This is a genomic window from Actinoplanes rectilineatus (assembly GCF_000962825.1).
Lineage (GTDB): Bacteria > Actinomycetota > Actinomycetes > Mycobacteriales > Micromonosporaceae > Actinoplanes > Actinoplanes rectilineatus.
On record NZ_JZKF01000019.1, the window covers coordinates 97354 to 121875 of the forward strand.

Genomic DNA, 24522 nt, shown 5'->3' on the forward strand with positions numbered 1-24522 from the left:
TTGCGCACGGTTGCGCAAAGTGCTCCCGGAATTCAGCCTGGGTAGTGCCTCGGGGTGTACACCGCGGTCGTGCCGTCGCCCCTGGTCATCGCCTTGGTCTGCGACGATCCGACGATCAGCAGGCACCGCATGTCGACGGTCTCCGGGTCGAGTGCGCCCAACGTGGTGATCCGCACTGATTCGTCCGGTCCGCCGACGTCCCGGCCGACCACCACCGGCGTCTGCGGCGCCCGGTGCGCCAGCAGCAACTGCCGGGCCTGGACCAGCTGCTCCCGGCGGGTCTTCGACGCCGGGTTGTAGATCGCGATGACCAGGTCGGCGGAGGCCGCCGCGTCCAGGCGCGCCTCGATCGCCGACCACGGCTTGAGCCGGTCGGAGAGCGACAGGATGCAGAAGTCGTGCCCGAGCGGGGCGCCGGCCCGGCTCGCCACGGCCTGTGCCGCGGTCAGCCCCGGAACCACCCGGATCGGCACGTCCTTCCACTGCTCGTCCTCGGCCACCTCGAGCACCGCGGCGGCCATCGCGAAGACCCCCGGGTCACCGGACGAGACGACCGCCACCCGGCGGCCCCGCTTCGCCAGATCCAGGGCGAACGCGGCGCGCTCGGCCTCCACCCGGTTGTCCGAGGCGTGCCGGCGCTGCCGCGGGTTCGGCGGCACCCGGTCGATGTAGGTGGTGTAGCCGACCAGGTCGTCGGCGGCGGCCAGCGCCTGCTGCGCCTCCGGGGTCAGCCAGCTCCGGTCGCCGGGACCGAGACCGACCACGGTCACGCCGCCCTCGCCGGGTGCGCGCTCGACGACCGCGTCCTCCAGGCTGACCATGCTGCCCGAGGCCGCCGGGCTGGGCAGCAACGCCAGCGAGAAGTACGGCACGGTGGCCGGGTCCACGTCGCGCAGCGGAGCGGTCCGCTCCTGGGCGGTGGTGGCGCGTTCGACGTACCAGGCGTCGTCGAGCCGGCCGGCCCGTTCCAGGGCGTCCCGGACACCGGGGAAGGTACGGCCCAGCTTCATCACGGCGGCCGAGTCGGTGCCGGCCAGCCGGGCGGCCAACTCGTCGGGGGAGAGCGTGCCGGGCAGCACGGTCAGCACCTCGTCGCGTTCCATCAGCGGACGCCCGAGGACGGCCGACGCGGCGCTGACCGACGTGATGCCGGGGACGACCGTGGTGTCGTAGCGGTCGGCCAGACGCTTGTGCATGTGCATGTAGGACCCGTAGAAGAACGGGTCGCCCTCGGCCAGCACCACCACGGTCCGGCCGGCGTCCAGGTGCGCGGCGAGCCGGGCCGCCGACGCGGCGTAGAACTCGTCGATCGCGCCCTGATAACCACCCGGGTGATCGGTGGTCTCGGTGGTCACCGGATAGATCAGGGGCTCCTCGATCTGGCCCTCGCGCAGGTAACCGGCGGCGATCGCGCGGGCGTTGCTGCGCCCGTGCCGGGCCGCGTGGTAGACCACCACGTCGGCCTCGCCGATCAGCCGGGCCGCCTTGACGGTGACCAGGTCGGGGTCGCCGGGGCCGAGCCCGACGCCGTACAGCTTTCCAGGGGTAGGGGTGTCCACCATCAACCTATTCCGCTTCCGAGGCGAGAGCGTTCACCGCGGCCGCGGTCATCGCGCTGCCACCCCGCCGTCCCCGCACGATCAGATATTCCAGACCCGACGCCGCCAGAGCCTCTTTGGACTCGGCCGCGCCGATGAAACCGACCGGGATGCCGAGCACCGCGGCCGGCCGGGGCGCACCCGCGTCGATCATCTCCAGCAGCCGGAACAGGGCGGTCGGCGCGTTGCCGATCGCCACCACCGCACCGCCCAGCCGGTCGCCCCACAGATCCATCGCGGCCGCGCTGCGGGTGTTGCCGATCCGCTCGGCGATGCCGGGCACCGACGGGTCGCGCAGCGTGCACACCACCGCGTTGCCGGCCGGCAGGCGCTTGCGGGTCACCCCGGACGCCACCATCTCCGCGTCGCACAGGATCGGGGCACCGTCGAGCAGCGCCTTGCGGGCGGCCACCGCCAGCCCCGGGCTGTAGTCCACGTCGTCGACCAGGTCGACCATGCCGCAGGCGTGGATCATCCGGACCACCACGCGGGCCACGTCCTGCGGGAACCGGGCGAGGTCGGCCTCGGCCCGGATGGTCGCGAACGACCGCCGGTAGATCTCCGCGCCGTCGTGTTCGTACTCCATCACGCTGTCCTCGCCGCCGCCACCAAGTCTCCCAGCTCCTGCTCTTCTCGCACGGGTGCGTCATCCACCCGGTAACCGTCAGTCGTCGCCTCGACGCGGACATGCCGTCCCATCGGGCTGCCGCAACCCCGTTCGCAACCCACCCAGTGCACCGGCAGGCCGTCCACGAACCGGCTCGCGGTCGCGGCGTCGGCGCGCACGTCGGCCCGCGACCTCGCACAGCCCGGCAGCCCGGCACAGGCGGTCACCCCGACCCAGCGTGAGTCTGCCGCGGTGGCCAGGCCGGCCGCGATCAGGCGTTCGGTCCAGGCGGCCGCCGCGCTCCGGCTCAGATCGGCCACGATCACCCCACGCCAGGGGGTCACCACCAGCTGATCGGCCGCTTCCAGGACCTCCATGGGTACGGGCGTGAGCCGGCCCAGTGGCACCAGCGCCCCGGCCGCGTATCCGCCGTCCGGCTGCTCCAGCACGCCGAGAAGCCCGCCGGGCTCGACGGCCGGGACCGGCGTCGCCACCGCCACCGGCTCGGTGACCAGGCCGAGTCGCCCGGTGACCCGGGCCGGCCCGTCGTCGAGTTCCCGCAGGCGCCACACGGCCGGGCCGTCACCCCGCTGGGCCTCCCGTTCGGCCAGGAAGGCGTGCGCGGCGGCGACCATCGTGGACACCACCCGGTCCGCGGCGACCCGCAGCCCGGTGTCGTGGCCGGCGAACCGGATCGCGAACCGGTCACCCGCCGGAACCGCTGCCACGTCCGAGGCGATCGGGACGACGCCGATCGCGAAAAGGAACTTCCCGGGAAGGCGGGGCAGGCCCGGATCCGCCAGGATCGCGTCGTCCAGCCGTGCCACCAGAGCGCGGAGCCCCGGTCCGGCCAGCGGCGGCGCCGCGATGTTGCGTACCGGATCGTGGGTGAGGGAGGGGAGGAGCCCGGCATCGCGCAAGCGGGCCGCCAGGATCTCCGCGCCCTCCGCTTGCAGGCCTCTGATCTGCAGGTTCGCCCGTGAGGTCAGCTCCAGGCAGCCGTCGCCGAGCTCCTGCGCCAGCACGCGCAGTGCGCGCAGCCGGCCGCCGGTGAGCATGCCGCCGACCAGCCGGACGCGCGCCACCAGGCCGTCGGCCGCGGGATGCAGCCGCAGCGCTCCGGGGCAGGCGTCGGTGTCGGACGTTCTCAGCAGGCGGGCCACGGCCCGGATCCTACGTGCGAGCGCCGATCATGAGGCATCCTCGGGTCGGCAGGGTCGCGAAGCGCACCCCGCCTTGACGCCGGGTGTCGCGGTTCGGAAAGGTGGAGGGTCACGAGCGGCGATGCCGCGGAGGAAGCCGGTGCGAGTCCGGCGCGGTCCCGCCACTGTCACCGGGTGTCCACGCCCGGGAGCCAGGAACTCCGGTCGCCGTGATCCGACTACCACGGGGCGCGGACCCCGAGGGGGAGCGCGCGTGTTTCTGCTGCTGTCGACATCCGACACCGACCTGCTCAGTGCCCGGGCCAGCGGCTCGGCCTGGCGGCTGGCCAACCCGGCCCGGACCTCGGTCGACGACCTGCCCGCCCTGCTCGACGGTGTCGACCTGGTCGTGGTCCGCATCCTCGGCGGCCGTCGCGCCTGGGAGGAGGGCCTGGACGAGCTGCTCGGCGGTTCGCTGCCGGTCGTCGTCCTCGGTGGCGAGATGGCGCCGGACGCCGACCTGATGAAACTCTCCTCGGTCCCGGCCGGTGTCGCCGCCGACGCGCACCTCTACCTCGCCGAGGGCGGCCGGGACAACCTGGCGGCGCTGCACGACTTCCTCTCCGACACGGTGCTGCTGACCGGCAACGGGTTCGCCTCGCCGGTCTCCGCGCCGCAGTGGGGGATCCTCGAGCGGCCGTCGTCCTCCGCTCCGGCAGAGGCCACCGTCGCTGTTCTGTACTACCGCGCCCACCACATGGCCGGGAACACCGCGTTCGTCGAGGCGCTCTGCCAGGCGATCGAGGCGAAGGGCGCGCGGGCGCTGCCGATCTACACGGCGTCGCTGCGGACCGCGTCCGAGGACCTGCTGGTCGAGCTGCGCAAGGCGGACGCCCTGGTGGTGACGGTGCTGGCGGCCGGCGGCACCAAGCCGGCGACGGTGAGCGCCGGCGGTGACGACGAGGCGTGGGACGTCGGTGTGCTCGCCGACCTGGACGTGCCGATCCTGCAGGGGCTGTGCCTGACCAGCTCGCGGGCGGCGTGGGAGGCCAGCGACGACGGCCTGTCGCCGCTGGACGCGGCCACCCAGGTGGCGATCCCGGAGTTCGACGGCCGGATCATCACGGTGCCGTTCTCGTTCAAGGAGATCGACCCGGACGGCCTGTCGGTCTACGTCGCCGACCCGGAGCGGTCCGCGCGGGTGGCGGGCATCGCCGTGGCACACGCCCGGCTGCGGCACATCCCGCCGGCTTCTCGCAAGATCGTCCTGATGCTCTCGGCCTACCCGACCAAGCACTCGCGGATCGGCAACGCCGTCGGCCTCGACACCCCGGCGTCGACCGTCGCGCTGCTGGCGGCCATGCGTGACCGTGGCTACCGGGTCGGGGACTTCACGTCCTACGACGGCGACGGGCTCATCCACGCGCTGATCGCGGCCGGTGGGCAGGATCCGGACTGGCTGACTGAAGATCATCTTGCCGAGAACAAGGTTCGCATCTCCGGCGATTCCTATGCCTCGTTCTTCTCCTCCCTCCCGGACGATCTCCGGGAGAGCATGATCCAGCACTGGGGGCCGCCGCCCGGTGAGCTCTACACCGACAACGGCGACATCGTGCTCGCCGCTCTCCAGGACGAGAACATCGTCGTCATGGTGCAGCCGCCCCGCGGATTCGGCGCCAACCCGGTCGCGATCTACCACGACCCGGACCTGCCGCCGTCGCACCACTACCTGGCGGCGTACCGCTGGGTGGCCGACTCGTTCGGCGCGCACGCGGTGGTGCACGTGGGCAAGCACGGCAACCTGGAGTGGCTGCCGGGCAAGAACGTCGGCATGTCCGCCTCCGACGGCACCGACGCGGCGCTCGGCGACCTGCCGCTGATCTACCCGTTCCTGGTGAACGACCCGGGCGAGGGTACCCAGGCCAAGCGCCGGGCGCACGCGACGCTCGTCGACCACCTGATCCCGCCGATGGCCCGCGCCGAGTCGTACGGCGACATCGCCCGTCTGGAGCAGCTGCTCGACGAGCACGCGAACATCGCCGCGCTGGACCCGGCCAAGCTGCCGGCCATCCGGGCACAGATCTGGACGCTGATCCAGGCCGCCAAGATGGACCACGATCTGGGGCTGTCCAACCGTCCCGACGATGAGGAGTTCGACGACTTCATCATGCACATCGACGGTTGGCTGTGCGAGGTGAAGGACGTCCAGATCCGCGACGGCCTGCACATCCTCGGTGCGGCGCCGTCCGGTGAGGCGCGGATCAACCTGGTCCTGGCGATGCTGCGGGCCCGGCAGATGTGGGCGGGGAAGGTCGCGGCGCTGCCCGGTCTGCGGGAGGCTCTCGGTCTGGCCGAGGACGCCTCGACGGCCGAGACCGACGCGGTCGAGGAGCAGGCCCGGGCGCTGGTGACCGCGATGGAGGACCGCGGTTGGCCCACTTCCGGCATTGCGGATTTGTCGGATAATGCGGATGTAATCCGAGTTTTGGAGTTTGCCGCGTCCGAGGTGGTGCCGCGGCTGGCCCGGACCACCGACGAACTGACCCACGTCCTGCACGCCCTCGACGGCGGTTACGTCCCGGCCGGCCCCAGCGGCTCCCCGCTCCGCGGCCTGATCAACGTGCTGCCGACCGGCCGCAACTTCTACTCCGTCGACCCGAAGGCCATCCCGAGCAGCCTCGCCTGGGAGACCGGCCAGGCGATGGCCGAATCCCTGCTCAAGCGGTACCGCGACGACTACGGCGACTGGCCCCGCTCGGTCGGCCTCTCCGCCTGGGGCACCAGCGCCATGCGGACCGCCGGCGACGACATCGCCGAGATCCTGGCCCTGATCGGTGTCCGGCCGGTCTGGGACCCGGCATCGCGCCGCGTCACCGGACTCGAACCGATCCCCCGCGAGGAGCTCGGCCGCCCCCGGATCGACGTCACGGTCCGCATCTCGGGCTTCTTCCGGGACGCGTTCCCGCACGTCGTGGCGATGCTCGACGACGGCTTCCAGATGGTCGCCACCCTGGACGAGCCGGACAACTTCGTCCGCGACCACGCCCTGCGCGACCAGGACACCCACGGCGACTGGCGGCGCGCCACGACCCGCATCTTCGGGTCGCGTCCGGGCGCGTACGGTGCGGGCATCCTCCCCCTGATCGACAGCCGGAACTGGCGCGACGACGCCGACCTGGCCGAGGTGTACGCGGTGTGGGGCGGCTTCGCGTACGGGCGCGGACTGGACGGGGTTCCGGCGCGCGACGACATGGAGAACGCGTACCGGCGCATCGACATCGCGGCGAAGAACATCGACACCCGCGAACACGACATCGCCGACTCGGACGACTACTTCCAGTACCACGGCGGCATGATCGCCACGGTTCGTGCGCTGACCGGGAAGGCGCCGGCGGCGTACATCGGCGACTCCACCAACCCGGACCAGGCGCGGACCCGCAGCCTGACCGAGGAGACCGCGCGGATCTTCCGGGCCCGGGTGGTGAACCCGCGCTGGATCGCCGCCATGCGCCGGCACGGTTACAAGGGCGCCTTCGAGCTGGCCGCGACCGTCGACTACCTCTTCGGGTACGACGCGACGGCCGGCGTGGTCACCGACTGGATGTACGAGCAGCTCGCCGCGAACTACGTCCTGGACGCCGAGAACCAGGCGTTCATGAAGCAGTCGAACCCGTGGGCGCTGCACGGCATCAGCGAGCGGCTGCTGGAGGCGGCCGAACGCAAGCTGTGGGACTCGCCGGAGCCTGCGACGCTGGCCGCGCTGCAGGAGATCTACCTGGAGACCGAGGGCGACCTGGAGGACGGCACCGCGTAAATCGTTTGCCCGGAGGGGCGTCGGGCGCGAGGCTGGCCCGATGCTCATCCGGCGCGAGATCCCCGCTGACATCCCGGCCGTTCACGACGTGACGGCCGCGGCCTTCCGCAAGGCGGACGCGGCGGGTGTGCCGGTCGAGGCGACCCTGGTCACCGAGCTGCGGGCGTCCGACGGCTGGATTCCCGCGCTCTCCCTGGTCGCCGAGATCGACGCGGCGGTGGCGGGTCACGTGGTCTGCACCCGGGCATCGCTGGGCGGCCGTCCGGCGCTCGGGCTCGGCCCGCTCAGCGTCCACCCGGACCATCAGCGCCGCGGCGTCGGCAAGGCGCTGGTGCACGCGGTGCTCGGCGCGGCGGACGCGTTGGGCGAGCCCGCCGTGATCCTGCTCGGCGATCCGGCCTACTACGGCCGGTTCGGGTTCCGCCCGGCCGCCGATGTCGCGGTGACGCCGCCGGTCGCCGAGTGGGCGCCGTATTTCCAGATCCGGACCTTGGCGGCCTGGTCACCCTCGATGCGGGGACCTTTCGCGTACGCGGAGCCGTTCAGCCGCGTGTAACGGTTCGATCCGTGCCGATCCCACCCGTGACGCCGTATACGATCTGGCCGACTACAGCTTCTACACCAAGGCGGTCAGCCTCGACCTGGACGGCGCCAACTGCGAGAACTTCTACCCCGCTTCCTGAGCGGGTTCCGGTTCTCCCGGCGACCTATCGCCTTTCGTCTGCTGACGAGCAGTTCGCCGATGTGAGCGGACTGCTCGTCAGCTGTGTGGGGTGGTGTGCGGTGCGGAGATCGCCCGGGTGGTGACACGTCTCGCCGGAACTCACCGGCCGGTTTCGCCTACGCGGAGCCGTTCGACCGGGTCTGCGACGCGGTGTAAGCGGCCGTGTTCTCGGTGATCTGCCGCAGGGTGTCCCGCAGCACGGCGGTCGCCTCCGGGGTCAGCCCCATCGCCTGCGTGATCTCGATCGGCACGTCCCGGGCCTGCTCCCGCAGCGCCTCGCCCTCGGCGGTCAGGGTGACGATGACGCTGCGCTCGTCGTCCGGCCGTCGTTCGCGCCGCACGTAACCGAGCGTCTCCAGCCGTTTGAGCAGCGGCGTCAGCGTGCCGTAGTCGAGTTGCAGCGCCCCGCTGATCTCTTTGATCGGGCTGGCGCCGCGCTGCCACAGCACCGTCATCACCAGGTATTGCGGGTACGTCAGGTGGAGCCGTTCCAGCAGGGGCCGGTACACCGCGGTCACCGAACGTGAGGCCGCGTACAGCGCGAAGCAGATCAGGTCCTCCATGACCGCACCATACCACTTGGTCGATTAACTTGTGCACGATCTAATCGTGAGCTAGTTTTATCCGGGTAAGTCGTCTGACCAGGAGGTTCGTCATGAGCACTACCCCGCGAGTGGTACTGGAAACCGCGGCCGCCGAGTTCGCCGCCGCCACCGCCAACCCGCCCTACCTGTTCGACCTGGGCCCGGCCGAGGGCCGCAAGACGGTCGACGAGGTGCAGTCCGGCGAGATCGACAAGCCGGCTGTCGACGAAGAGTGGATCACCGTGGAGGGCGGACCGACCGGCTCGGTGAAGGCGCGCATCGTCAAGCCCGCCGGTGCGACCGGCACGCTGCCCGTGATCGTCTACATCCATGGCGCCGGCTGGGTGTTCGGCAACGCCCACACCCACGACCGCCTGGTCCGCGAACTGGCCGTCGGCGCGAACGCCGCGGTGGTCTTCCCCGAGTACGACCTGTCACCCGAGCACCGCTACCCGGTCGCGATCGAACAGAACTACGCGGTCGCCCGCTGGGTGGTCACCGACGGCGCGTCGAAAGGCCTCGACGCCACCCGCCTGGCCGTGGCCGGCGACTCGGTCGGCGGCAACATGGCCGCGGCCCTCACCCTGATGGCGAAGGAACGAGGCGACGTCCCGGTCACGTTCCAGCTGCTGTTCTACCCGGTCACCGACGCCGCGTTCGACACCCCGAGCTACCACGAGTTCGCGGAGGGATACTTCCTGCGCCGCGACGGCATGCAGTGGTTCTGGGACCAGTACACGACCGACCCGGCCGAACGCGCCCAGATCACCGCATCCCCGCTGCGTGCCACCACCGCCCAGCTGGAGAACCTGCCGCCCGCCCTGATCATCACGGGCGAGGCCGACGTGCTCCGCGACGAGGGCGAGGCCTACGCCGCGAACCTGCGCGAGGCCGGTGTCCCGGTGACCGCCACCCGTTACCAGGGCATCATCCACGACTTCGTGATGCTCAACGCCCTGCGGGGCACCAACGCCGCCGAGGCCGCGATCACCCAGGCGGTCACGGCCCTGCGCAAGGCCCTGCAGAGCTGACGCCTCGTTCCGAGGGGTCTTCTCCGAGCTTGACCGCTGGGGGTCAGGGTCCGAGCTGAGCGCTGGGGGTCAGGGCAGGCGCGCTTCCCGCGCTCCTGCCGGGTGTACGCCCGGAGCACTCGGACCGCACCCCCGTCCACCGTGGGAGCCCGCGCAGGCCGCCTGTCTCCCGTCCCGCCAGTCCCAGCACACCCAGGGCGCCCACAGGTCCTGTCCTGGCACGCGCCGCTGTTCTCCGTTGGCGGTTTCCGGCCCGGCAGACATCGTCTACCGGGTCGGACGCCGACGGAGCAGGTAGGTATCCATGATCCAACCGTGCTCCTCGCGGGCCGCCGTACGCCGTTCGACGATCTCGTCCGCGACGTCGCCGACCCGGCCCGACGCCAGCAGTTCGTCGGAGGTGCCCACGTAGGCGCCCCAGTAGATGTCGGCCTCCGGATGCCCGGTGAACGCATGCTGCGCGTCCAGCATCACGACGACGTCGTCCACCCCTTCGGGCCAGCCCTCGGCGAGACGCCGCCCGGTGGTCACCTGGAACGGCTGCCCCACCCGGTTCAGCCCGATCCGGTGCTTGGCGGCGAGCGCGGACACACTGCTGATGCCGGGAATCACCTCGAACTCGAACACGGTCTCGCCGCGCTCCAGAATCTCCTCGAGGATCGCGATCGTGGAGTCGAACAGCGAAGGATCGCCCCACACCAGGATCGACCCGGTCTCGCCGTCCTTCAGGTGCGCGGCGATGAGATCCTCGAGCACCAGCGACCGCCGATGCCGCCAGTCGGCAACCGTGCCGGTGTAGTCGGCGGGCGTCCGATCCCGATCCGGATCGCGTCCCTCGACGATCCGCTTCCGCGGCTGCGAATACCCCTTGATCAGGCGCTCGCGCAGCTCCACCAGGCTCGCCTTGGCCTCTCCCTTGTCGAGCAGGAAGAACACATCGGTCCGCCCGATCGCCTTCGCCGCCTGCAGGGTCAGATGGTCCGGGTCGCCCGCGCCGATGCCGACTACATAGATCTTCCGCACGCCTAGCAGTCTGCCTCACGTCTTCCCCCTGCCCCGACCCAGCCTGTCAACCCCCACTGCCTCTTGCTCCGGACCCGGCAGGCAGCCGCCCCACCTCGCTGTCTCTCCCCGGAGTCCCTCGCGTTCGCGGCAGTGCCGCCGAGGGGAAGGTCAGTGGTCGAACCGGATCCAGTTGACGTTGAGGAATTCGCTGTCGTCGGGGGCGGTGAAGGTGATGAAGACGGTGTGGGTGCCGGTCACGTCGGTGAGGGCGGCGGTGTCGGTTCGCCAGTTCTGCCAGCCGCCGGTGTTGCTGACCGAGATCTCGCCGACCGGGGCGTTGTCGCGGCTGTCGAGGCGGATCTCGATGCGGCCGCTGATGCCGGTGTCGGAGGCGACCCGGATGCGGGCCTTCGTGGCGGGGACCTCGCCGAAGGCGAAGTCGTCGAACCGCATGAAGTCGTTGCGGGTGATCCAGCCGACGTTCCGGCCACCGCCCTCGTCCTGGGTGTCCTCGGTCTCGATGCCGTTGAGTTCGGTGGCCGACTCTGCCTGGAGCAGCGGATATTCGACCGCGACGGGTGACGGGGACGCTGAGGGGGAGACGGTGGGTGAGGGGTCGGGGGCCGGAGACGATGCGGTGGGAGCTGGGGGAAGGACCGCCGCCGCCGGCTCGGCCGCGCTGTCCTGCCAGCGGCCGATCAGGTATCCGAGCAGCAGGACAACGGCGACGCCGAGCACGATGAGTGCCCGGCGCCGGGTCCGCCACGACTGGGTGCGGTAGACGGTCGGAGTACGAGGGTCCACCCGCCAAGGGTAATCAGGCCGGCTGGGCGACCACCGGCGCGACCGGCGGCGCGGCGAAATGACAGGCCGTGAGCTGTCCCGACATCGCTGCCGCGGGCTCCGGAACGGAAGCGGAGACCGCATCAGGCGTGACCGCGGTCGCCGGGGACTCCGGAACGGCAGGGGGCCGTACCAGTGCGGGGATGGCGAGTTCGGGCTCTGCGGTGGCGCAGATGTCCTGCACCTTCCAGCAGCGGGTCCGGAAGCGGCACCCCGACGGCGGGTTCACCGGGCTCGGCACGTCGCCCACCAGGCGGATCCGTTCACGCGGCGGTACGCCCCGGACCACGCCGATGTCCGGGACCGCCGAGAGGAGTGCCTGCGTGTACGGGTGGTGCGGCTGCTCGTACAGCGCGTCGCGGGGGCCTTCCTCCACGACGCGACCGAGGTACATCACTGCCACCCGGTCGCAGAAGTGCCGGACCACACCCAGGTCGTGGGCGATGAACACGAAGGCGATGCCCAGTTCCGAGCGCAGGTTCTCCAGCAGGTTCATCACCTGGGCCTGGATCGACACGTCCAGGGCGGACACCGGCTCGTCCGCCACGATCACCTTCGGCCGGGCCGCCAGGGCGCGGGCGATGCCGATGCGCTGGCGCTGGCCGCCGGAGAACTCGTGCGGATACCTGTTGTAGTGCTCCGGGTTCAACCCCACCATCTCGAGGAGTTCCTGGACCCGTTTGAGTTCGCCGCTCTTCGGGACCATGTCGTGGGTGCGCAGGGCGGTGCCCACGATCGTGCCCACCGTGTGCCGCGGGTTCAGCGACGAGTACGGATCCTGGAAGATCAGCTGGATCTGGCGGCGGAACGGGCGGAGCTGCCGTTCGGACAGGTGAGCGATGTCCGTACCGTCGAAATTGATCTTCCCGGAGGTGGGTTCGAGGAGCCGGGTGATCAGGCGGGCGGTGGTGGATTTGCCGCAGCCGGACTCGCCGACCAGGCCCAGCGTCTCGCCCGGCTGGAGGGTCAGGCTGACCCCGTCGACGGCCCGCACCTTGTTGGTGCCCCGGGAGAACAGCCCGTCGCCCTTGATCCGGAAGTGCATCGTGACGTCGTCGAGTTCAAGCAGCGGTGTACTCATGGCACTGGTCCTAAGGGAGCCGGGGCAGGATGTCGGTTTCGAAGATCCGGTCGGGTCCGGTGAGGTGGCAGCGGGACAGCCGGTCCGGGTCCGCGGTCCGCGCGACCAGGTCGGGCAGCTTCTCCCCGCACAGGCCGTCGGCCACCCGGTCCCGGAATTCGCATCTCGGGTGGAAGGCGCATCCGTTCGGCACCGCGAGCAGGCTCGGCGGCGATCCGGGGATCGGGTGCAGCGGCCCCGGTGTGCCGGACACCGCCGGGATGCTTTCGAGCAGCCCCCAGGTGTACGGGTGCAGCGGCGTCCCCAGGATCTGTTTGACCGGTCCGTGTTCGACCGCGTTGCCCGCGTACATGACCAGCACGTCGTCGGCGATCTCGGCGACCACCCCGAGGTCGTGGGTGATGAAGACGACCGCCGATCCGAAGTCGCGTTGCAGGTCGGCGATCAGGTCCAGGATCTGCGCCTGCACGGTCACGTCCAGGGCGGTGGTCGGCTCGTCCGCGATCAGCAGTTTCGGGTCGTTCACCAGGGCCATCGCGATCATCGCGCGTTGCCGCATGCCGCCGGAGAACTCGTGCGGGTACTGATCGACGCGGCGCCCCGGGTTGGGAATGCCGACCCGGTCGAGCATCTCGATCGCCCGCGCCTTGGCGGTCTTGCGGGAGACGCGGTGGTGCGCCCGGTACGACTCCATGATCTGGTCGCCGATGGTGAAGTACGGGTGCAGCGACGACTGCGGGTCCTGGAAGATCATCGAGGCGTCGGCGCCGCGGAACGCCATCAGGTTCCGCTCGGACATGCCGACGATCTCCTTGCCGCCGACCTTGATCGAGCCGGTGATCCGGGTCGACCGCGGGTCGTGCAGGCCCATCACGGCCATGCTGGAGACGCTCTTGCCGGAGCCGGATTCGCCGACGATCGCCAGGGTGCGGCCCAGCGGCAGGGCGTAGCTGAGTCCCTGGACGGCGCGGACCGTGCCGTCCTGGGTGGGGAACTCCACCTGCAGGTCGGTGATCTCGAGATAGGGCGTCATGATCGTGCCGCTTTCCTGAGCGAAGGGAAGGTCATCCGAGCCGGACCCGCGGGTCGAGGAACGTGTAGACGACGTCCACCACGAGGTTCATCAGGACCAGCACGACCGAGCCGAGCAGCACGCCGCCCATCAGGACCGGCAGGTCGTACTGGGCGAAGGCCCGCAGGGTGAGCAGCCCGATGCCGGGCAGCCCGAAGATGCTCTCGGTGAACAGGGCGTTGGTCAGCTGGAACGCGATGTCCAGGCCGAGGATGGTGATCACCGGGGTGAGGGCGGCGCGGACGCCGTGCCGGTAGACGATCCGGCGCTCGCTGATGCCTTTGGAGCGGGCGGTCCGGATGTAGTCCTGCCCGAGGGTCTCGATCATCGAGGCTCGCGAGTACCGGGTGTAGCTGGCGGCGTTGGTGAGCCCGAGGGTGAGCCAGGCGGCGAGGAGTCCGCTCGCCCAGAGCACCGGGTTGTCCAGGAACGGGTGGTAGGCCGAGGTCGGCAGCACGGTCGCGTAGAGGGCGACGAGCAGCGCCACCACGAAGTACGGCACCGAGTTGATCAGCAGGCTGCCGCCGACGGTGATCTTGTCGAGAGGGCTGCCGCGGTGTTTGGCGGCCAGCGTCCCGGTGATCACGCCGACGAAGAAGTAGACGATCGCACCGCCGAAGACGATCGACATGGTCACCGGCAGGGCCTGGGCCAGCATCTTGGTGACCGGCTGGCCGAGCGTGTACGAGTAGCCGAGGCACGGCGCCGAACATTCGGTGACCACGCCGCCGGCGGTGACGTAGTCCCGTCCGACGACGATGCCCTTCATGTAGAGGCCGATCTGGGTGAGCGCGGGCTGGTCCAGATCGAGGCTTTCGTTGATCGCTTCCAGGCGTTCCGCGGTGCAGCGGTTGCCGCAGATCACACCGGCCGGGTCGGTCGGCGCGAGGAAGAAGAGCGCGAAGCTGGCGACGAGGGTCACGATCACGACCGAGATCGCACTGGCCAGCCGGCGCAGGATGTAGAGCAGCACCGCAGATCCTCCGAGGATGAAATCAAGAGCGGCGGCCCGGCCCGGGGCAGGGCCGGGCCGCCGTGGATCAGAGCGTCAGCCCTTGAGGAACATGTCGGTGAAGAGCGGCATGCCCATGGTGGGGTCGGCCTGGGTGCCGCCGACGTTGGTGCCGATCACGATGCCGAACTTGGTGTAGTAGAACGGGATCGCGACGTACTGCTTCATGATCTCCTCGTCGAGGGCGGCCCACTTCGACGTGGACTCCTCGACGGCCAGGTTGGCGACCGCGTCGATCTTCGCGTCCAGCGCCGGGTCCTTCAGCTCGCCCATGCTGGTGCCGTCGGCGACGGCGCTGGACTTGAAGAGCACGGGGATCCAGCTGCCGCCGGACGGCCAGTCGGAGCACCAGCCGCGCGGGCCCTGGGCGATGTTGACCGGGGCGTCGTAGTCGGAGATCTTGGTGCGCAGCTCGGCGGTGGGGACGCCGATCGCCTTGACGGTGAAGCCGGCCGCGGTCAGCGCGTCCGCGCGGACCTGGGAGACCTGCTGCGGGATCGGCTTGGTGTTGTCGTAGTACCAGCTGACCTCGAAACCGAGCTTGCCGGCCGCCTCGAGCAGCTTCTTGGCCGCGGCCGGGTCGCCGTTGCCGAGACCGGTCAGGTCCTCGACCGGGGTGTACTTCTGGTAGCCGGGGACGCTCGGCGGCATGAAGGTGCTGGCCGCCTCACCGATGTAGTCGTTGACGCCGGCCGCCTTCCAGGTCTGGTCGTACGGCCAGGCCTTGGCGATGGCCTTGCGGACCTCGAGCGGGATCTGGGTGGAGTCCAGCTGCCAGGTGTACGTGCAGGGCGACTCACCCTGGACGAACTGGCTGCTCTTCTCGCCGGTGAGCTGCGGGATCAGCGACGCGTCCACGTCGGCGTAGTTGATCGCGTTGGCGTCCGGCCCGTTGCTGTTGAGGACCTGCTGCTGGGTCTTGACGTCGTCGCCGGCCCACTTGAAGTCCCAGCCGTCGACGTACTGGTGGCGCACCGGGTCGGTGGCGGCGTCCCAGTTCTCGTTCTTGACCAGCTTGAGCTGGGTGCCCGGGGTGTACGACTCGATCTTGTACGGACCGGTGGAGATGGGCTTGTTCTTGTAGTCGGCCTTGGTGTCCTTCGCCTTGGGGATCGGCGTGAACATCGGGAACGACATGTAGAACGGCAGGTCGGGGAACGCCTTGGCCAGGTGGATGACCAGGGTGTCGGCGCCCTGGGTCTCGACGCCGGCGTAGGTGTCACCACCGGCGTACGGTCCCTTGTAGGTGTCGCCGTCCTTGAAGTAGGCGAGCTGGTACGCCGGGCCGTTGGCGTAGAGGTCCTTCGCGAACGAGCGCTTGATCGCGTACGAGAGATCCTCGATCTTGATCTCGGAGCCGTCCTCGTACTTCTGCCCGGTGACGAACTTGAAGGTCCAGGTCAGCTTGTCGGCGGAGACCGTGCCGACGTCGGTCAGGTCCGGGACCAGCACCGGCTTGCCGTCGCGGATCGCGAACTGGGTCGCGGTGCGGAACAGCAGCTTGCTGATCTCGTTCGAGTCGGTGTAGTAGATGTCGGTCGGGTCGATCGTGTTCGGCGTCGACTGGGAGTAGACCGTCAGCACACCGCCCTTCTTGGCACCGGCCACCTCGGGCGCCGGGCCCTTGGCGGTGGCGTCGATCGCCGCGGTCTGCGTGCTGATCGTGCCGGTGTCCTCGTTCTTGTCGGCGCTGTTGTTGGACGACGGGCTGCCGCAGCCCGCGACCCCCAGCGTCAGGGCAGCGGCCACCGCCGCGGCCATTGTCAAACGGCTCGCCATTTCTCCTCTTTCTGTGCTTTCTGAAAAGCGGTTCAGCGCCTGGTTCGGGGGTCGAACGCGTCCCGGATGGCATCGCCGAGCAGGCTGAGGGCCAGGACCAGGACGGTGATGCCGATGACCGGGACCCACAGGAAGATGGGGTGGGCCCGGTAGAACGTCACGGCGGTGGAGATGGTGTAACCCCACGACGGTGTGGGTTCGACCAGGCCGACGCCGAGGAAGGTCAGACCGGCCTCGGTGACGATGTAGCTGGGCAGGGCGATCGACGCCGAGACGATGATCGGGCCGACCAGGTTGGGCAGCAGCTCCTTGAAGAGCACCTGACGGGTCGGCACGCCGAGCACCCGGGCGGCCTGGATGAACTCGCGTTCCCGCAGCGAGAGCACCTCGCCGCGGATCAGGCGGGCCAGGCCGGCCCAGCCGAAGAAGGAGAGCACCAGGATCAGCGAGACGAACCGGATCTCGGCGACCTGGGTGGCGTCGGCGCCCTCGGCGTTGCCGACGAAGACGGTCAGCAGCACGGCCGGCACCGCGATGGCGAACAGCAGGTAGGGCAGGCTGAGCACGAAGTCGATGACCCAGGACAGGATCCGGTCGGTCCAGCCGCCGACGAACCCGGCGATCAGGCCGATGGTGACGCCGATGATCGTGGTGAGCAGGGTGACCAGGCCGGCCACGATCAGCGAGGGCCGGGCGCCGTAGACCCAGCGGGCGAACAGGTCACGGCCGAGCCGTGGCTCGATGCCGAACCAGTGGTCACCGGTGACGCCGATGATCGGGTACCCGTTCCGGTCGATCAGGTCGATGTGCAGCTCGGTGGGGGACTGGCCCTCCAGCTTGGCGAGCAGTGGCGCGAAGATCGCGATCAGCACGAAGAACAGGAAGATCCCGAGGCTGACCATCGCCACCCGGTCGCGGCGCAGCCGGGCGAAGGCGATCGCGGTCGGCGACTTGCCCCGCTGCCCGGCCGGTTTCGGGGCGCCCGGCGCGACGGCCACGGCGTTCGATGCCGGTGGGGCCGGTGGGGCCAGCCCCTCAGTTGAAGTGTCCACGCGCCAAGTACCTCCGTCACGACATACCTCGCACGCGCCGTGGCTGTGAGGCTTTTCGATCTCGCGATTCGGAAAGGTAGTCGCGAACCGAGTCGCGGGAAATGACTTGACGCATCGAATTAATAACGGAGACTGCCTGCGGGCATACCGTTCGGGTCATAGCTCTCCCGGAAAAATCTTGCGCAAAGGGCATGAAATTCCGGCAAAACGCCCATCTAGGTGTAGCTTATGTAAGCATCTGTCCGGTAAGTCGCTCTAGGCATCGCAGGCTACCGCGACGTAACAACATTCTTTCAAAATTGTGTCGGAATGGTCGGCAGGCAATTTTTAACTGGACGATTCGAGTTTGTTAACAGTTGAGTCGGGTTTCCCGGACGCCAAAACCGACCCCTTTTCCGGGTACGCGGAAAGCACACGAACCGCCCTGCCCCGGCGGTCGCGGGGCGGGACGGTTCGTGATCGGTACCGGACCGGAAGGGTCAGGCGGTCTGCGTGATGTCCGCACCCTCCAGGAAGAGCCGGCCGGCCTCGGTCGCCGGCACCGGCCGGGAGAAGTAGTACCCCTGCGCGAACCCGCAGCCCATCTGCCGCAGCGCCGCCAGCTGGCCGAACTCCTCGATGCCCTCGGCCACGGTCGCCATTCCGAGACTCTTGCCCAGCCGGACGATCGTGTCGGTCAGCGCGGTGTCGTCGGCGATCACGCCGAGCCGCTCCACGAACGACCGGTCGATCTTCAACGTGTCCACCGGGAAGCGCCGCAGGTACGCCAGCGACGAGTACCCGGTGCCGAAGTCGTCGATCGCCAGCGTCAGCCCCAGCGCCTTCAGCTGGACCAGGGTCTCCAGGTTCGCCTCGGTGTCGCTCATCAGCACGCTCTCGGTCATCTCCAGGCAGAGCAGCGCGGCGGGCATCCCCGTCTCCGCCAGCACCGCGGCGACGCTCTCCGCGTAGTCCGGCTGGTCGAACTGACGGACCGACACGTTCACCGACATCTTCAGCGGACGGCCGCCGGCCGCGTCGCTCCACTCGACGGCCTGCCGGCACGCCTCACGCAACACCCAGTTTCCGAGCGGCACGATCAGGCCGGTCGCCTCCGCGATCGGGATGAAGTCCAGCGGGTTGATCATGCCGCGGACCGGGTGCGGCCAGCGGACCAGCGCCTCGAAGCCGATCACCTCGTTGGTGTCCAGGTCGATGGTGGGCTGGTAGTGCAGCTTCAGCTCACTGCGCTCCAGCGCACCCCGCAGATCGTTCTCCAGCTCCAGACGCTCGACCAGGCCCTCCCGCATCTGCGAGCGGTAACTCGAGAACAGTCCGCCGCCGCTCGCCTTGGAGGCGTGCATCGCCAGGTCGGCGTTGCGCATCAGCTGCTCGGCCCGCTCGGCTGGCACGGTCCCGTCGTGCTCCTCCAGCAGGTGCGCGGCGGCCAGCCCGATGCTCGCCCGGACGTGGATCTGCCGGTCACCGACCGCCACCGGGGCGTCCAGGTCGTCCAGGATGCGCCGGGCCACCAGCTCCGCGCTCTGCTCGTCGGCACCGGTGTCGATCAGCACGCCGAACTCGTCCGCGCCGAACCGGGCGAGCATGTCGTCGCCCCGGACACAGTTGCGGATCCGGTCCGCGACCTGCACCAGCAGCTGGTCGCCGGCCAGGTGGCCGAGGCTGTCGTTGACCCGCTTGAAACCGTCCAGGTCCAGGTGCAGCACCGTCACCGCGTCGCCGGAACGCTCCAGCGCGGCGGCCGTCCGGTCCCGGAACAGCGCGCGGTTGGCCAGCTGGGTCAGCGAGTCGTGGTACGCCTCGTGCACCAGCTGTTCCTGCAGCTCCATCCGCTCGCTGATGTCCCGGGTGTTCAGCACCAGACCACTCACGTGCGGGTCGTCGAGCAGGTTCGTGATGGTCATCTCGGCCTGCCGGGCACGCCCGTCCCGGTGCGGAACGGTCAGCTCCAGCACGGTGGTGGCGTGCGGCCGGCCGGCCACCTGCCGCAGAGCCTGGGCCAGCCGCAGCGCCGACTCCGGCTCGAGCAGCTGGGTCAGACGGCGGTTGGTGAGCGTGCGGGGCGCGTACCCGAAGACCCGCTGCACCGAATCGCTCTGATAGATCACGTCCGCTTCCGGGGTGACCACCGTGACCACGTCCGAACTCTGCTGCACCAGGGCGTGGAAGTGCTGCTCCCGGGCGTACAGCTCGGCGGTACGGTCGGCGACCCGGTTCTCCAGGTTGCGGGTGAGCGCCCGGTTCTCCAACTGGGTCAGCAGCTGCCGGCCGACGATCAGCAGGATCAGGAACGACCGGCTGTACGTCACGAACGGGTGGCTGTGCCCGTTCTGCATGTGGTACATCACGCTCGCCGCCAGTGCGGTCAGCACCGCCAGGTAGGGCACCAGCACGACGCCGGTGAGCACCCGCTGCGGGACCTCGATCGGGGCGATCCGGCCGGTGAACGGGCGGGCGGCACCCATCAGCACCAGGGCGAACCCGGCGACCCACCCCATGTCCAGCAGCGTGCTGCCGGTCCGCGGGTCACCGATCAGGTCGAGGAAGACGTACCCGGCGTCGGAGATCGCGAAGGCCAGCATGCCCGCACCGACGAAGGCCAGGTCGCTGCCGCAGCCGTGGTGCCGGCGCTGCTGCGGGAGCATGTAGACGATCATCGTGGCGATGACCACCTCGGTGATCGGCAGGAACGCCTTCACATAGAAGGCCAGGCCGGTGGTGGCGCCCGCCTCGATCCGCGGGTCCAGCAGGAACACCCAGGCGACCAGGAACAGCGAGGTGGCGATCAGCAGACCGTCCAGCACGCTGCGCACCCGGTTGACCAGCGGCTGCGAGGAGCTGGGCAGGATCAGCAGACCGGCCGGGACCAGCGCGGCCATCGCCAGCACGCTCAGGTGCGGGGTGCCCAGCAGCGCGACCGGGGTGCCGTTCGGCAGGAACGTGGTCAGCCAGGAGAACTGGCCGTACCCCCAGACCGCCATGCCCAGGCCCAGCATCGACCAGCCCCAGCGCGCCCGGCCGGTGAACCGGCGGGACCGCCAGGCGCACGCGACCGCCGCGGCGCCCGCGGCGAACAGCAGGGTCCACGCGGTGAGAAGATGGTCCCCGCGAGGCCCACCGACACCGGCGCCGATCAGAATCGCCATGACGGCGACGACCGAGCCGACCGCGACGCAGAGACGGACCCAGCGACGTGCCACGTCGGGGTCGTGCGCTGCCCTGTTGACTGCCATCAGGCGCCTCCGGTCCACCACCCGCGGTGGGTGGTCAACCCGGGTCATCGGGATCCGGGGCCGTGGCCTGAGGAGATCCTGCGGATTTCAGATCCGGCCGGTTCCCCGACGAGGGACGGATCTCGATATCTTCCGCCGTTGTGCATAGGCTGTCCGGGTGACCGCAGCGGAACTGCTCGCCGCCTCCGGCCGTGTCCCGATCGCGCCGGGCCTGTCCGGTGACGAAATCACCGGGATCGAGTCCGAGTTCGGTTTCACGTTCGCCCCCGACCACCGCGAGTTCCTCGCCGCGGGCCTGCCCACCGGTGTCGGCTGGCCCGACTGGCGCTCACCGGACCGCACCGCCCTGCGCCTCGCCCTGACCGCGCCGGTCGAGGGCGTCCTCTTCGACGTGGCCGAGAACGACTTCTGGTACGACGGCTGGGGCGCACCCTTCGGCGACCGCGTCGGCACCGCCCGCGCCGCCCTGATGATCGCCCCCCGGATGATCCCGCTCTACGCCCACCGTTACCTGCCGGCCGTCATCCCCGGCCACCCGGTCCTCTCCATCTACCAGACCGACGTGATCGGGTACGGCGCCGACCTGCCCGACTGGCTGCACCGCGAGTTCGGCATCGGCTCCCCGGCCGCCCACCGCTCCCGCCCCACCGTCCCCTTCTGGAGCGCCCTCGTCACCTGAAGGTCTCCCCGCGCGCTCAGCCCGGCGCGGGCGGCACGGGGGTGACCAGGGTCGGAGCGGGCGATCAGCCAGGGTACGGAGGTAGGTCGTACCCCCTCATGGGTTTGCTTTCCGGCGTGCCGCGGCGCGGCGCTTGCCCTCGTGCATGGCGGCGACGCGGGCGACCGGGATGGTGTGGCCCTCCGCGACCAGGTCGGACGGGAGCGGGCGGGGCGGCGGCATGGTGTCCGCCCACGGGTCCCGGCCGTCGAGCAGGGCAGGCGCGGTGTGCAGGGTGAAATCGGCCGGCCCGACGTCGTCGAGGGCAGCCCAGTCGAGCGGGAACGAGACCGGGACGCCGGGACGGGCCCGAGGGCTGTACGCGGCCGCCACCGTCGCACCGCCCGCCCGGGTGGCGTCCAGGAAGACCTTGCCGTGCCGGTCGTCGCGGATGAACGCGGTGGTGGCCAGCGCCGGGTCGAGGCGTTCGGCGCGGGCGGCGACCGCCCGCTGGGCCGCGGCCACGTCGTCGGCGGCCACGTCGTCGGGCAGCGGGACGAACACGTGGACGCCCTTCGCGCCGCTGGTCTTCACCGCGCCGTCCAGGCCGGCGTCGGCCAGCACCTGGCGGACCAGCCGGGCCGCCGCCGCGGCCAGCGGGAACGTGCCGCCCTCCGGCGGGTCCAAGTCCATGATCAGGTGGGTGGGGTGCTGCGGCGTCGCAGCCCGGGCCAGGGCCGGGTGGAACTCGACGGCCCGCTGGTTGCCGAACCAGAGCAGGGTGCGCCGGTCGTTGCCGAGGGCGTAGGTGACGTCGCGGTGCGAGGCCTCCGCCCAGACGGAGGCCCGCGGCACCCACTCCGGCGTGTATTTCGGCAGGTTCTTCTGGACGAAACGGTCCTGGCCGCGCAGCACCCGGATCACCGTGAGCGGCCGGTCGCGCAGCACCGGCACCAGCCGCCCCGCCATCGCGTCCAGGTAGTCGATCAGGTCGCGCTTGGTCGCGCCGGCCTCCGGGAACAGTTCCTGGTCGAGGTTGGTCAGCGCCACCCCGTCACGGTCGTCCGCCATGCTCCCATCCTGCCGGTCGGTCAGGGTTTTCTCACGAATCGGCCGGCGGCGGTCGCCAGGGAGTTCTGCAGTGCCGTCAGGTCGCCGTCGGCGGAGAAGCCGCTCAGCGCCGTGTTGATCACGTTCTGCCAGGCCTGCGGACAGGCCGAGCCGTGCGCACACGACGGCACCGGCGTCGCCGTCCGCCAATCCTTCATCGCCGCCTTCTGGTACGCGGTGAACCCCTTGCCCGGCACATCGGTCCGCGCCGGGATCGACCCCTTGCGCGCGTTGAACGCCCGCTGACCCTCGACCGAGCCGACAGTGCGCAGCCAGCAGTCGGTGCCCTCCGGGTTCGGGGCGCCGGTGGCGAGCACGAACGAGTCGGCCAGCCACTGGAACACCGTGCCGTTGCCCGGGAAGGTGAACCAGGAGTACGTGTCCGCGGTGAGGTCGGCCGCCTCCCAGTCGCCCATCACCTGGTACGCCGCCGTCCCGTCGATCAGCAGCTGCTCGGCCTGCGGCCAGTCCCGGGTGTCCCGGTCCCGGTTGCTGTAGTCGAGCAGGCCGGCGTACTCGCGCAGCGCCGCCCGCACGCCGGCGCCGTCCCAGGCGGTGGCACCGGTGAAGAGGCCGTCGAAGCCGTCCGGCCCGAGTTCGCTGATCAGCACCGATTCGAGCAGCATCAGCTGGGTCCAGTCCCGGCCGAGGGCGAGCGGTGCCTCGACGCCGGCCTTGCGCAGCGTGGCCAGGTCGGCGCGGAACTCGTCGACGGTCTTCGGCGTGCGGGTGATCCCGGCCGCGGCCAGGACCTCGGTGTTGGCCCAGACCACGTTGGCGCGGTGCACGTTCACCGGCACCGAGTAGATCTTGCCGTTGACGGTCAGGTCGTCGACCAGCCCGGCCGGCAGTGCGTCGCGGAGCCCCCAGGTGTCGTACTCGGTGGTGAGGTCCCGGACCTGGCCCGCGTCGATGTGGTCGAGCAGCTCGGCGCCGGCGTGCACCTGGAAGGTGTCCGGCGGGTCCTTGCGCTGGATGCGGGAGGTGAGTTCCTGTTTGGCGTTGACGCCCGCGCCGCCGGCCACCGCGCCGTTGACGAACCGCTCACCGGGGCAGCGCTCGGTGAACTCGTCGACCAGGGCGTCCAGCCCGGCCTTCTCGCCACCGTCGGCCCACCAGGAGAAGATCTCCACCTCGGGGACGCTCTCGTCCTCGGAACCGCAGGCCGCGGCGGTGGTCAGGGTCAGGATTAAGGCGAGAAGAACCCGCCAGGTGTGGCTCATCGATGGACCCCTATCAACTGTCTGCGACCACGGTGCCGGAAACACGCAAATGTGTCAACAGCGCCGTTTCAGGTGCATCTTGGTTGAACCTTCGAGCTAATTCCTTCGTGGTCCGTCAAACGGGCCATAGCTCGTGGTCTATCGAATTCGCCAGAATCGTGACATGACCGCTCCGGGCGACATCGTGATCCTCGCCGGCCTGGCCGCCGCACTCACCGCCTGCGCCGGATATGCGGCCGGTCGTCTGCACCAGCGACGGAAGAACACGTCGACGGACGACACGGGCACACGCAGCACCTTCAGTATGGCGGTCCGGGCCTCACTGGAGCAGCCACCGGCGCCGGTCGCACCCAGGATCGCGCCGATCACACCCGAGATGCACCTGAGCTTCCCGCTGCCCCGGCCGCACGTCGGGCCGGGCATGCCGGATCCGGCCGCGGTCGGCGGCGTGGTCTACACGTCCCTGCCCGACCCCACCTGGCCGCCGGTCACCGAGAGCGGGCCTCCTCCAGTCCCCGCGCCGCGAGGCGGTCGGCACGCTCGTTCTCCGGATGCCCGGCATGTCCCTTCACCCAGTGCCAGCGCACCTCGTGACGGCGGACCGCGGCGTCCAGCCGCTGCCACAGGTCGACGTTCTTGACCGGCTGACGGGCCGCGGTCTGCCAGCCGTTCTTCCGCCACCGCTCCATGTACTGGGTGATGCCGTTGCGGACGTAGACACTGTCGGTGTAGACGTCGACGACCAGCGGAGCCCGGTTCAACGTCTCCAGCGCGCGGATCGGAGCCATCAACTCCATCCGGTTGTTCGTGGTCGTGGTGGCCTCACTGCCGTACAGGTCCTTCTCGGCCGTGCCGTACCGCAACACCGCGCCCCAACCGCCCGGCCCGGGGTTGGGCGCGCACGAACCGTCGGTGTAGATCTCCACGACGCCACTCATGGGCCGCACCCTATCG

General features: G+C 70.2%; 19 protein-coding genes and 1 riboswitch. Of the genes, 4 read left to right on the plus strand and 15 right to left on the minus strand.

Annotated features, from left to right (window positions below; translation table 11 throughout):
• Window positions 1-32 precede the first annotated feature (32 nt).
• From WH85_RS16955 to WH85_RS53725, 3 genes are read right to left on the minus strand one after another with little or no spacing between them, the layout of a single operon-like run.
• Window positions 33-1562, minus strand: coding sequence for a precorrin-2 C(20)-methyltransferase (locus WH85_RS16955; protein WP_045742877.1), 1530 nt, complete (start codon window positions 1560-1562; stop codon window positions 33-35).
• A gap of 4 nt (window positions 1563-1566) precedes the next feature.
• A complete protein-coding gene (locus tag WH85_RS16960) occupies window positions 1567-2184 on the minus strand; it encodes a precorrin-8X methylmutase (protein ID WP_045742844.1) in 618 nt (205 codons plus the stop codon).
• Window positions 2184-3368 carry a precorrin-3B synthase gene (locus tag WH85_RS53725; RefSeq protein ID WP_281179064.1) on the minus strand — a complete coding sequence of 395 codons (1185 nt, stop codon included), beginning with the start codon at window positions 3366-3368 and terminating at the stop codon, window positions 2184-2186. Before WH85_RS53725 ends, WH85_RS16960 begins: the two co-directional genes overlap by 1 nt.
• Before the next feature lie 129 nt (window positions 3369-3497).
• Window positions 3498-3569, plus strand: a riboswitch (cobalamin riboswitch).
• Window positions 3570-3621: 52 nt separating this feature from the next.
• Between WH85_RS53725 and cobN the strand changes: the two genes are divergently transcribed.
• Window positions 3622-7161: a cobaltochelatase subunit CobN gene (gene cobN / locus WH85_RS16970; RefSeq protein WP_045742845.1), complete on the plus strand. Its 3540-nt coding sequence runs from the start codon at window positions 3622-3624 to the stop codon at window positions 7159-7161.
• Between the two features lie 40 nt (window positions 7162-7201).
• Window positions 7202-7717 (plus strand): GNAT family N-acetyltransferase, encoded by a 516-nt coding sequence (locus WH85_RS16975; protein WP_045742846.1) that lies wholly within the window; start codon window positions 7202-7204, stop codon window positions 7715-7717.
• A 284-nt stretch (window positions 7718-8001) separates the two neighbouring features.
• On the opposite strand, the gene WH85_RS16980 is transcribed toward WH85_RS16975, so the two are convergent.
• Window positions 8002-8448 (minus strand): MarR family winged helix-turn-helix transcriptional regulator, encoded by a 447-nt coding sequence (locus tag WH85_RS16980; RefSeq protein WP_045742847.1) that lies wholly within the window; start codon window positions 8446-8448, stop codon window positions 8002-8004.
• 92 nt (window positions 8449-8540) lie between these two features.
• On the opposite strand from WH85_RS16980, the gene WH85_RS16985 reads away from it, so the two are divergent.
• Entirely contained in the window at window positions 8541-9500 is a 960-nt protein-coding gene (locus WH85_RS16985) for an alpha/beta hydrolase (protein ID WP_045742848.1), read from the plus strand.
• A gap of 267 nt (window positions 9501-9767) precedes the next feature.
• Here WH85_RS16985 and cobF read toward each other — a convergent pair whose 3' ends face one another.
• The 8 genes from cobF to WH85_RS47030 all read right to left on the minus strand — a co-directional run bounded on the left by cobF (window position 9768) and on the right by WH85_RS47030 (window position 20577).
• The gene (cobF, locus tag WH85_RS16990) at window positions 9768-10523 is read right to left on the minus strand and encodes a precorrin-6A synthase (deacetylating) (protein WP_045742849.1); all 756 of its coding nucleotides are present in this window, start codon (window positions 10521-10523) and stop codon (window positions 9768-9770) included.
• 150 nt (window positions 10524-10673) lie between these two features.
• Complete coding sequence (locus WH85_RS16995) at window positions 10674-11309, minus strand: carbohydrate-binding protein (RefSeq protein WP_045742850.1); 636 nt, start codon at window positions 11307-11309, stop codon at window positions 10674-10676.
• A gap of 13 nt (window positions 11310-11322) precedes the next feature.
• Window positions 11323-12429 (minus strand): ABC transporter ATP-binding protein, encoded by a 1107-nt coding sequence (locus WH85_RS52280; RefSeq protein ID WP_045742851.1) that lies wholly within the window; start codon window positions 12427-12429, stop codon window positions 11323-11325.
• A 10-nt stretch (window positions 12430-12439) separates the two neighbouring features.
• Window positions 12440-13462 (minus strand): ABC transporter ATP-binding protein, encoded by a 1023-nt coding sequence (locus WH85_RS52285; RefSeq protein WP_045742852.1) that lies wholly within the window; start codon window positions 13460-13462, stop codon window positions 12440-12442.
• A gap of 31 nt (window positions 13463-13493) precedes the next feature.
• Window positions 13494-14474 (minus strand): ABC transporter permease, encoded by a 981-nt coding sequence (locus WH85_RS17010; protein WP_045742853.1) that lies wholly within the window; start codon window positions 14472-14474, stop codon window positions 13494-13496.
• A 75-nt stretch (window positions 14475-14549) separates the two neighbouring features.
• Window positions 14550-16292 carry an ABC transporter substrate-binding protein gene (locus tag WH85_RS17015; RefSeq protein ID WP_045742854.1) on the minus strand — a complete coding sequence of 581 codons (1743 nt, stop codon included), beginning with the start codon at window positions 16290-16292 and terminating at the stop codon, window positions 14550-14552.
• Window positions 16293-16324: 32 nt separating this feature from the next.
• Window positions 16325-17344 carry an ABC transporter permease gene (locus WH85_RS17020; RefSeq protein ID WP_245673968.1) on the minus strand — a complete coding sequence of 340 codons (1020 nt, stop codon included), beginning with the start codon at window positions 17342-17344 and terminating at the stop codon, window positions 16325-16327.
• A gap of 479 nt (window positions 17345-17823) precedes the next feature.
• Window positions 17824-20577, minus strand: a complete 2754-nt coding sequence (locus WH85_RS47030; protein WP_052720505.1) for a putative bifunctional diguanylate cyclase/phosphodiesterase — start codon at window positions 20575-20577, stop codon at window positions 17824-17826.
• Between the two features lie 157 nt (window positions 20578-20734).
• Between WH85_RS47030 and WH85_RS17030 the strand changes: the two genes are divergently transcribed.
• Window positions 20735-21256, plus strand: coding sequence for an SMI1/KNR4 family protein (locus WH85_RS17030; protein ID WP_045742856.1), 522 nt, complete (start codon window positions 20735-20737; stop codon window positions 21254-21256).
• A 96-nt stretch (window positions 21257-21352) separates the two neighbouring features.
• On the opposite strand, the gene ligD is transcribed toward WH85_RS17030, so the two are convergent.
• The 3 genes from ligD to rnhA all read right to left on the minus strand — a co-directional run bounded on the left by ligD (window position 21353) and on the right by rnhA (window position 24506).
• A complete protein-coding gene (gene ligD, locus WH85_RS17035) occupies window positions 21353-22306 on the minus strand; it encodes a non-homologous end-joining DNA ligase (protein ID WP_045742857.1) in 954 nt (317 codons plus the stop codon).
• Between the two features lie 20 nt (window positions 22307-22326).
• The gene (locus WH85_RS17040; RefSeq protein WP_045742858.1) at window positions 22327-23568 is read right to left on the minus strand and encodes an ABC transporter substrate-binding protein; all 1242 of its coding nucleotides are present in this window, start codon (window positions 23566-23568) and stop codon (window positions 22327-22329) included.
• A gap of 488 nt (window positions 23569-24056) precedes the next feature.
• Entirely contained in the window at window positions 24057-24506 is a 450-nt protein-coding gene (gene rnhA, locus WH85_RS17045) for a ribonuclease HI (RefSeq protein WP_045742859.1), read from the minus strand.
• Between the last annotated feature and the right edge of the window lie 16 nt (window positions 24507-24522).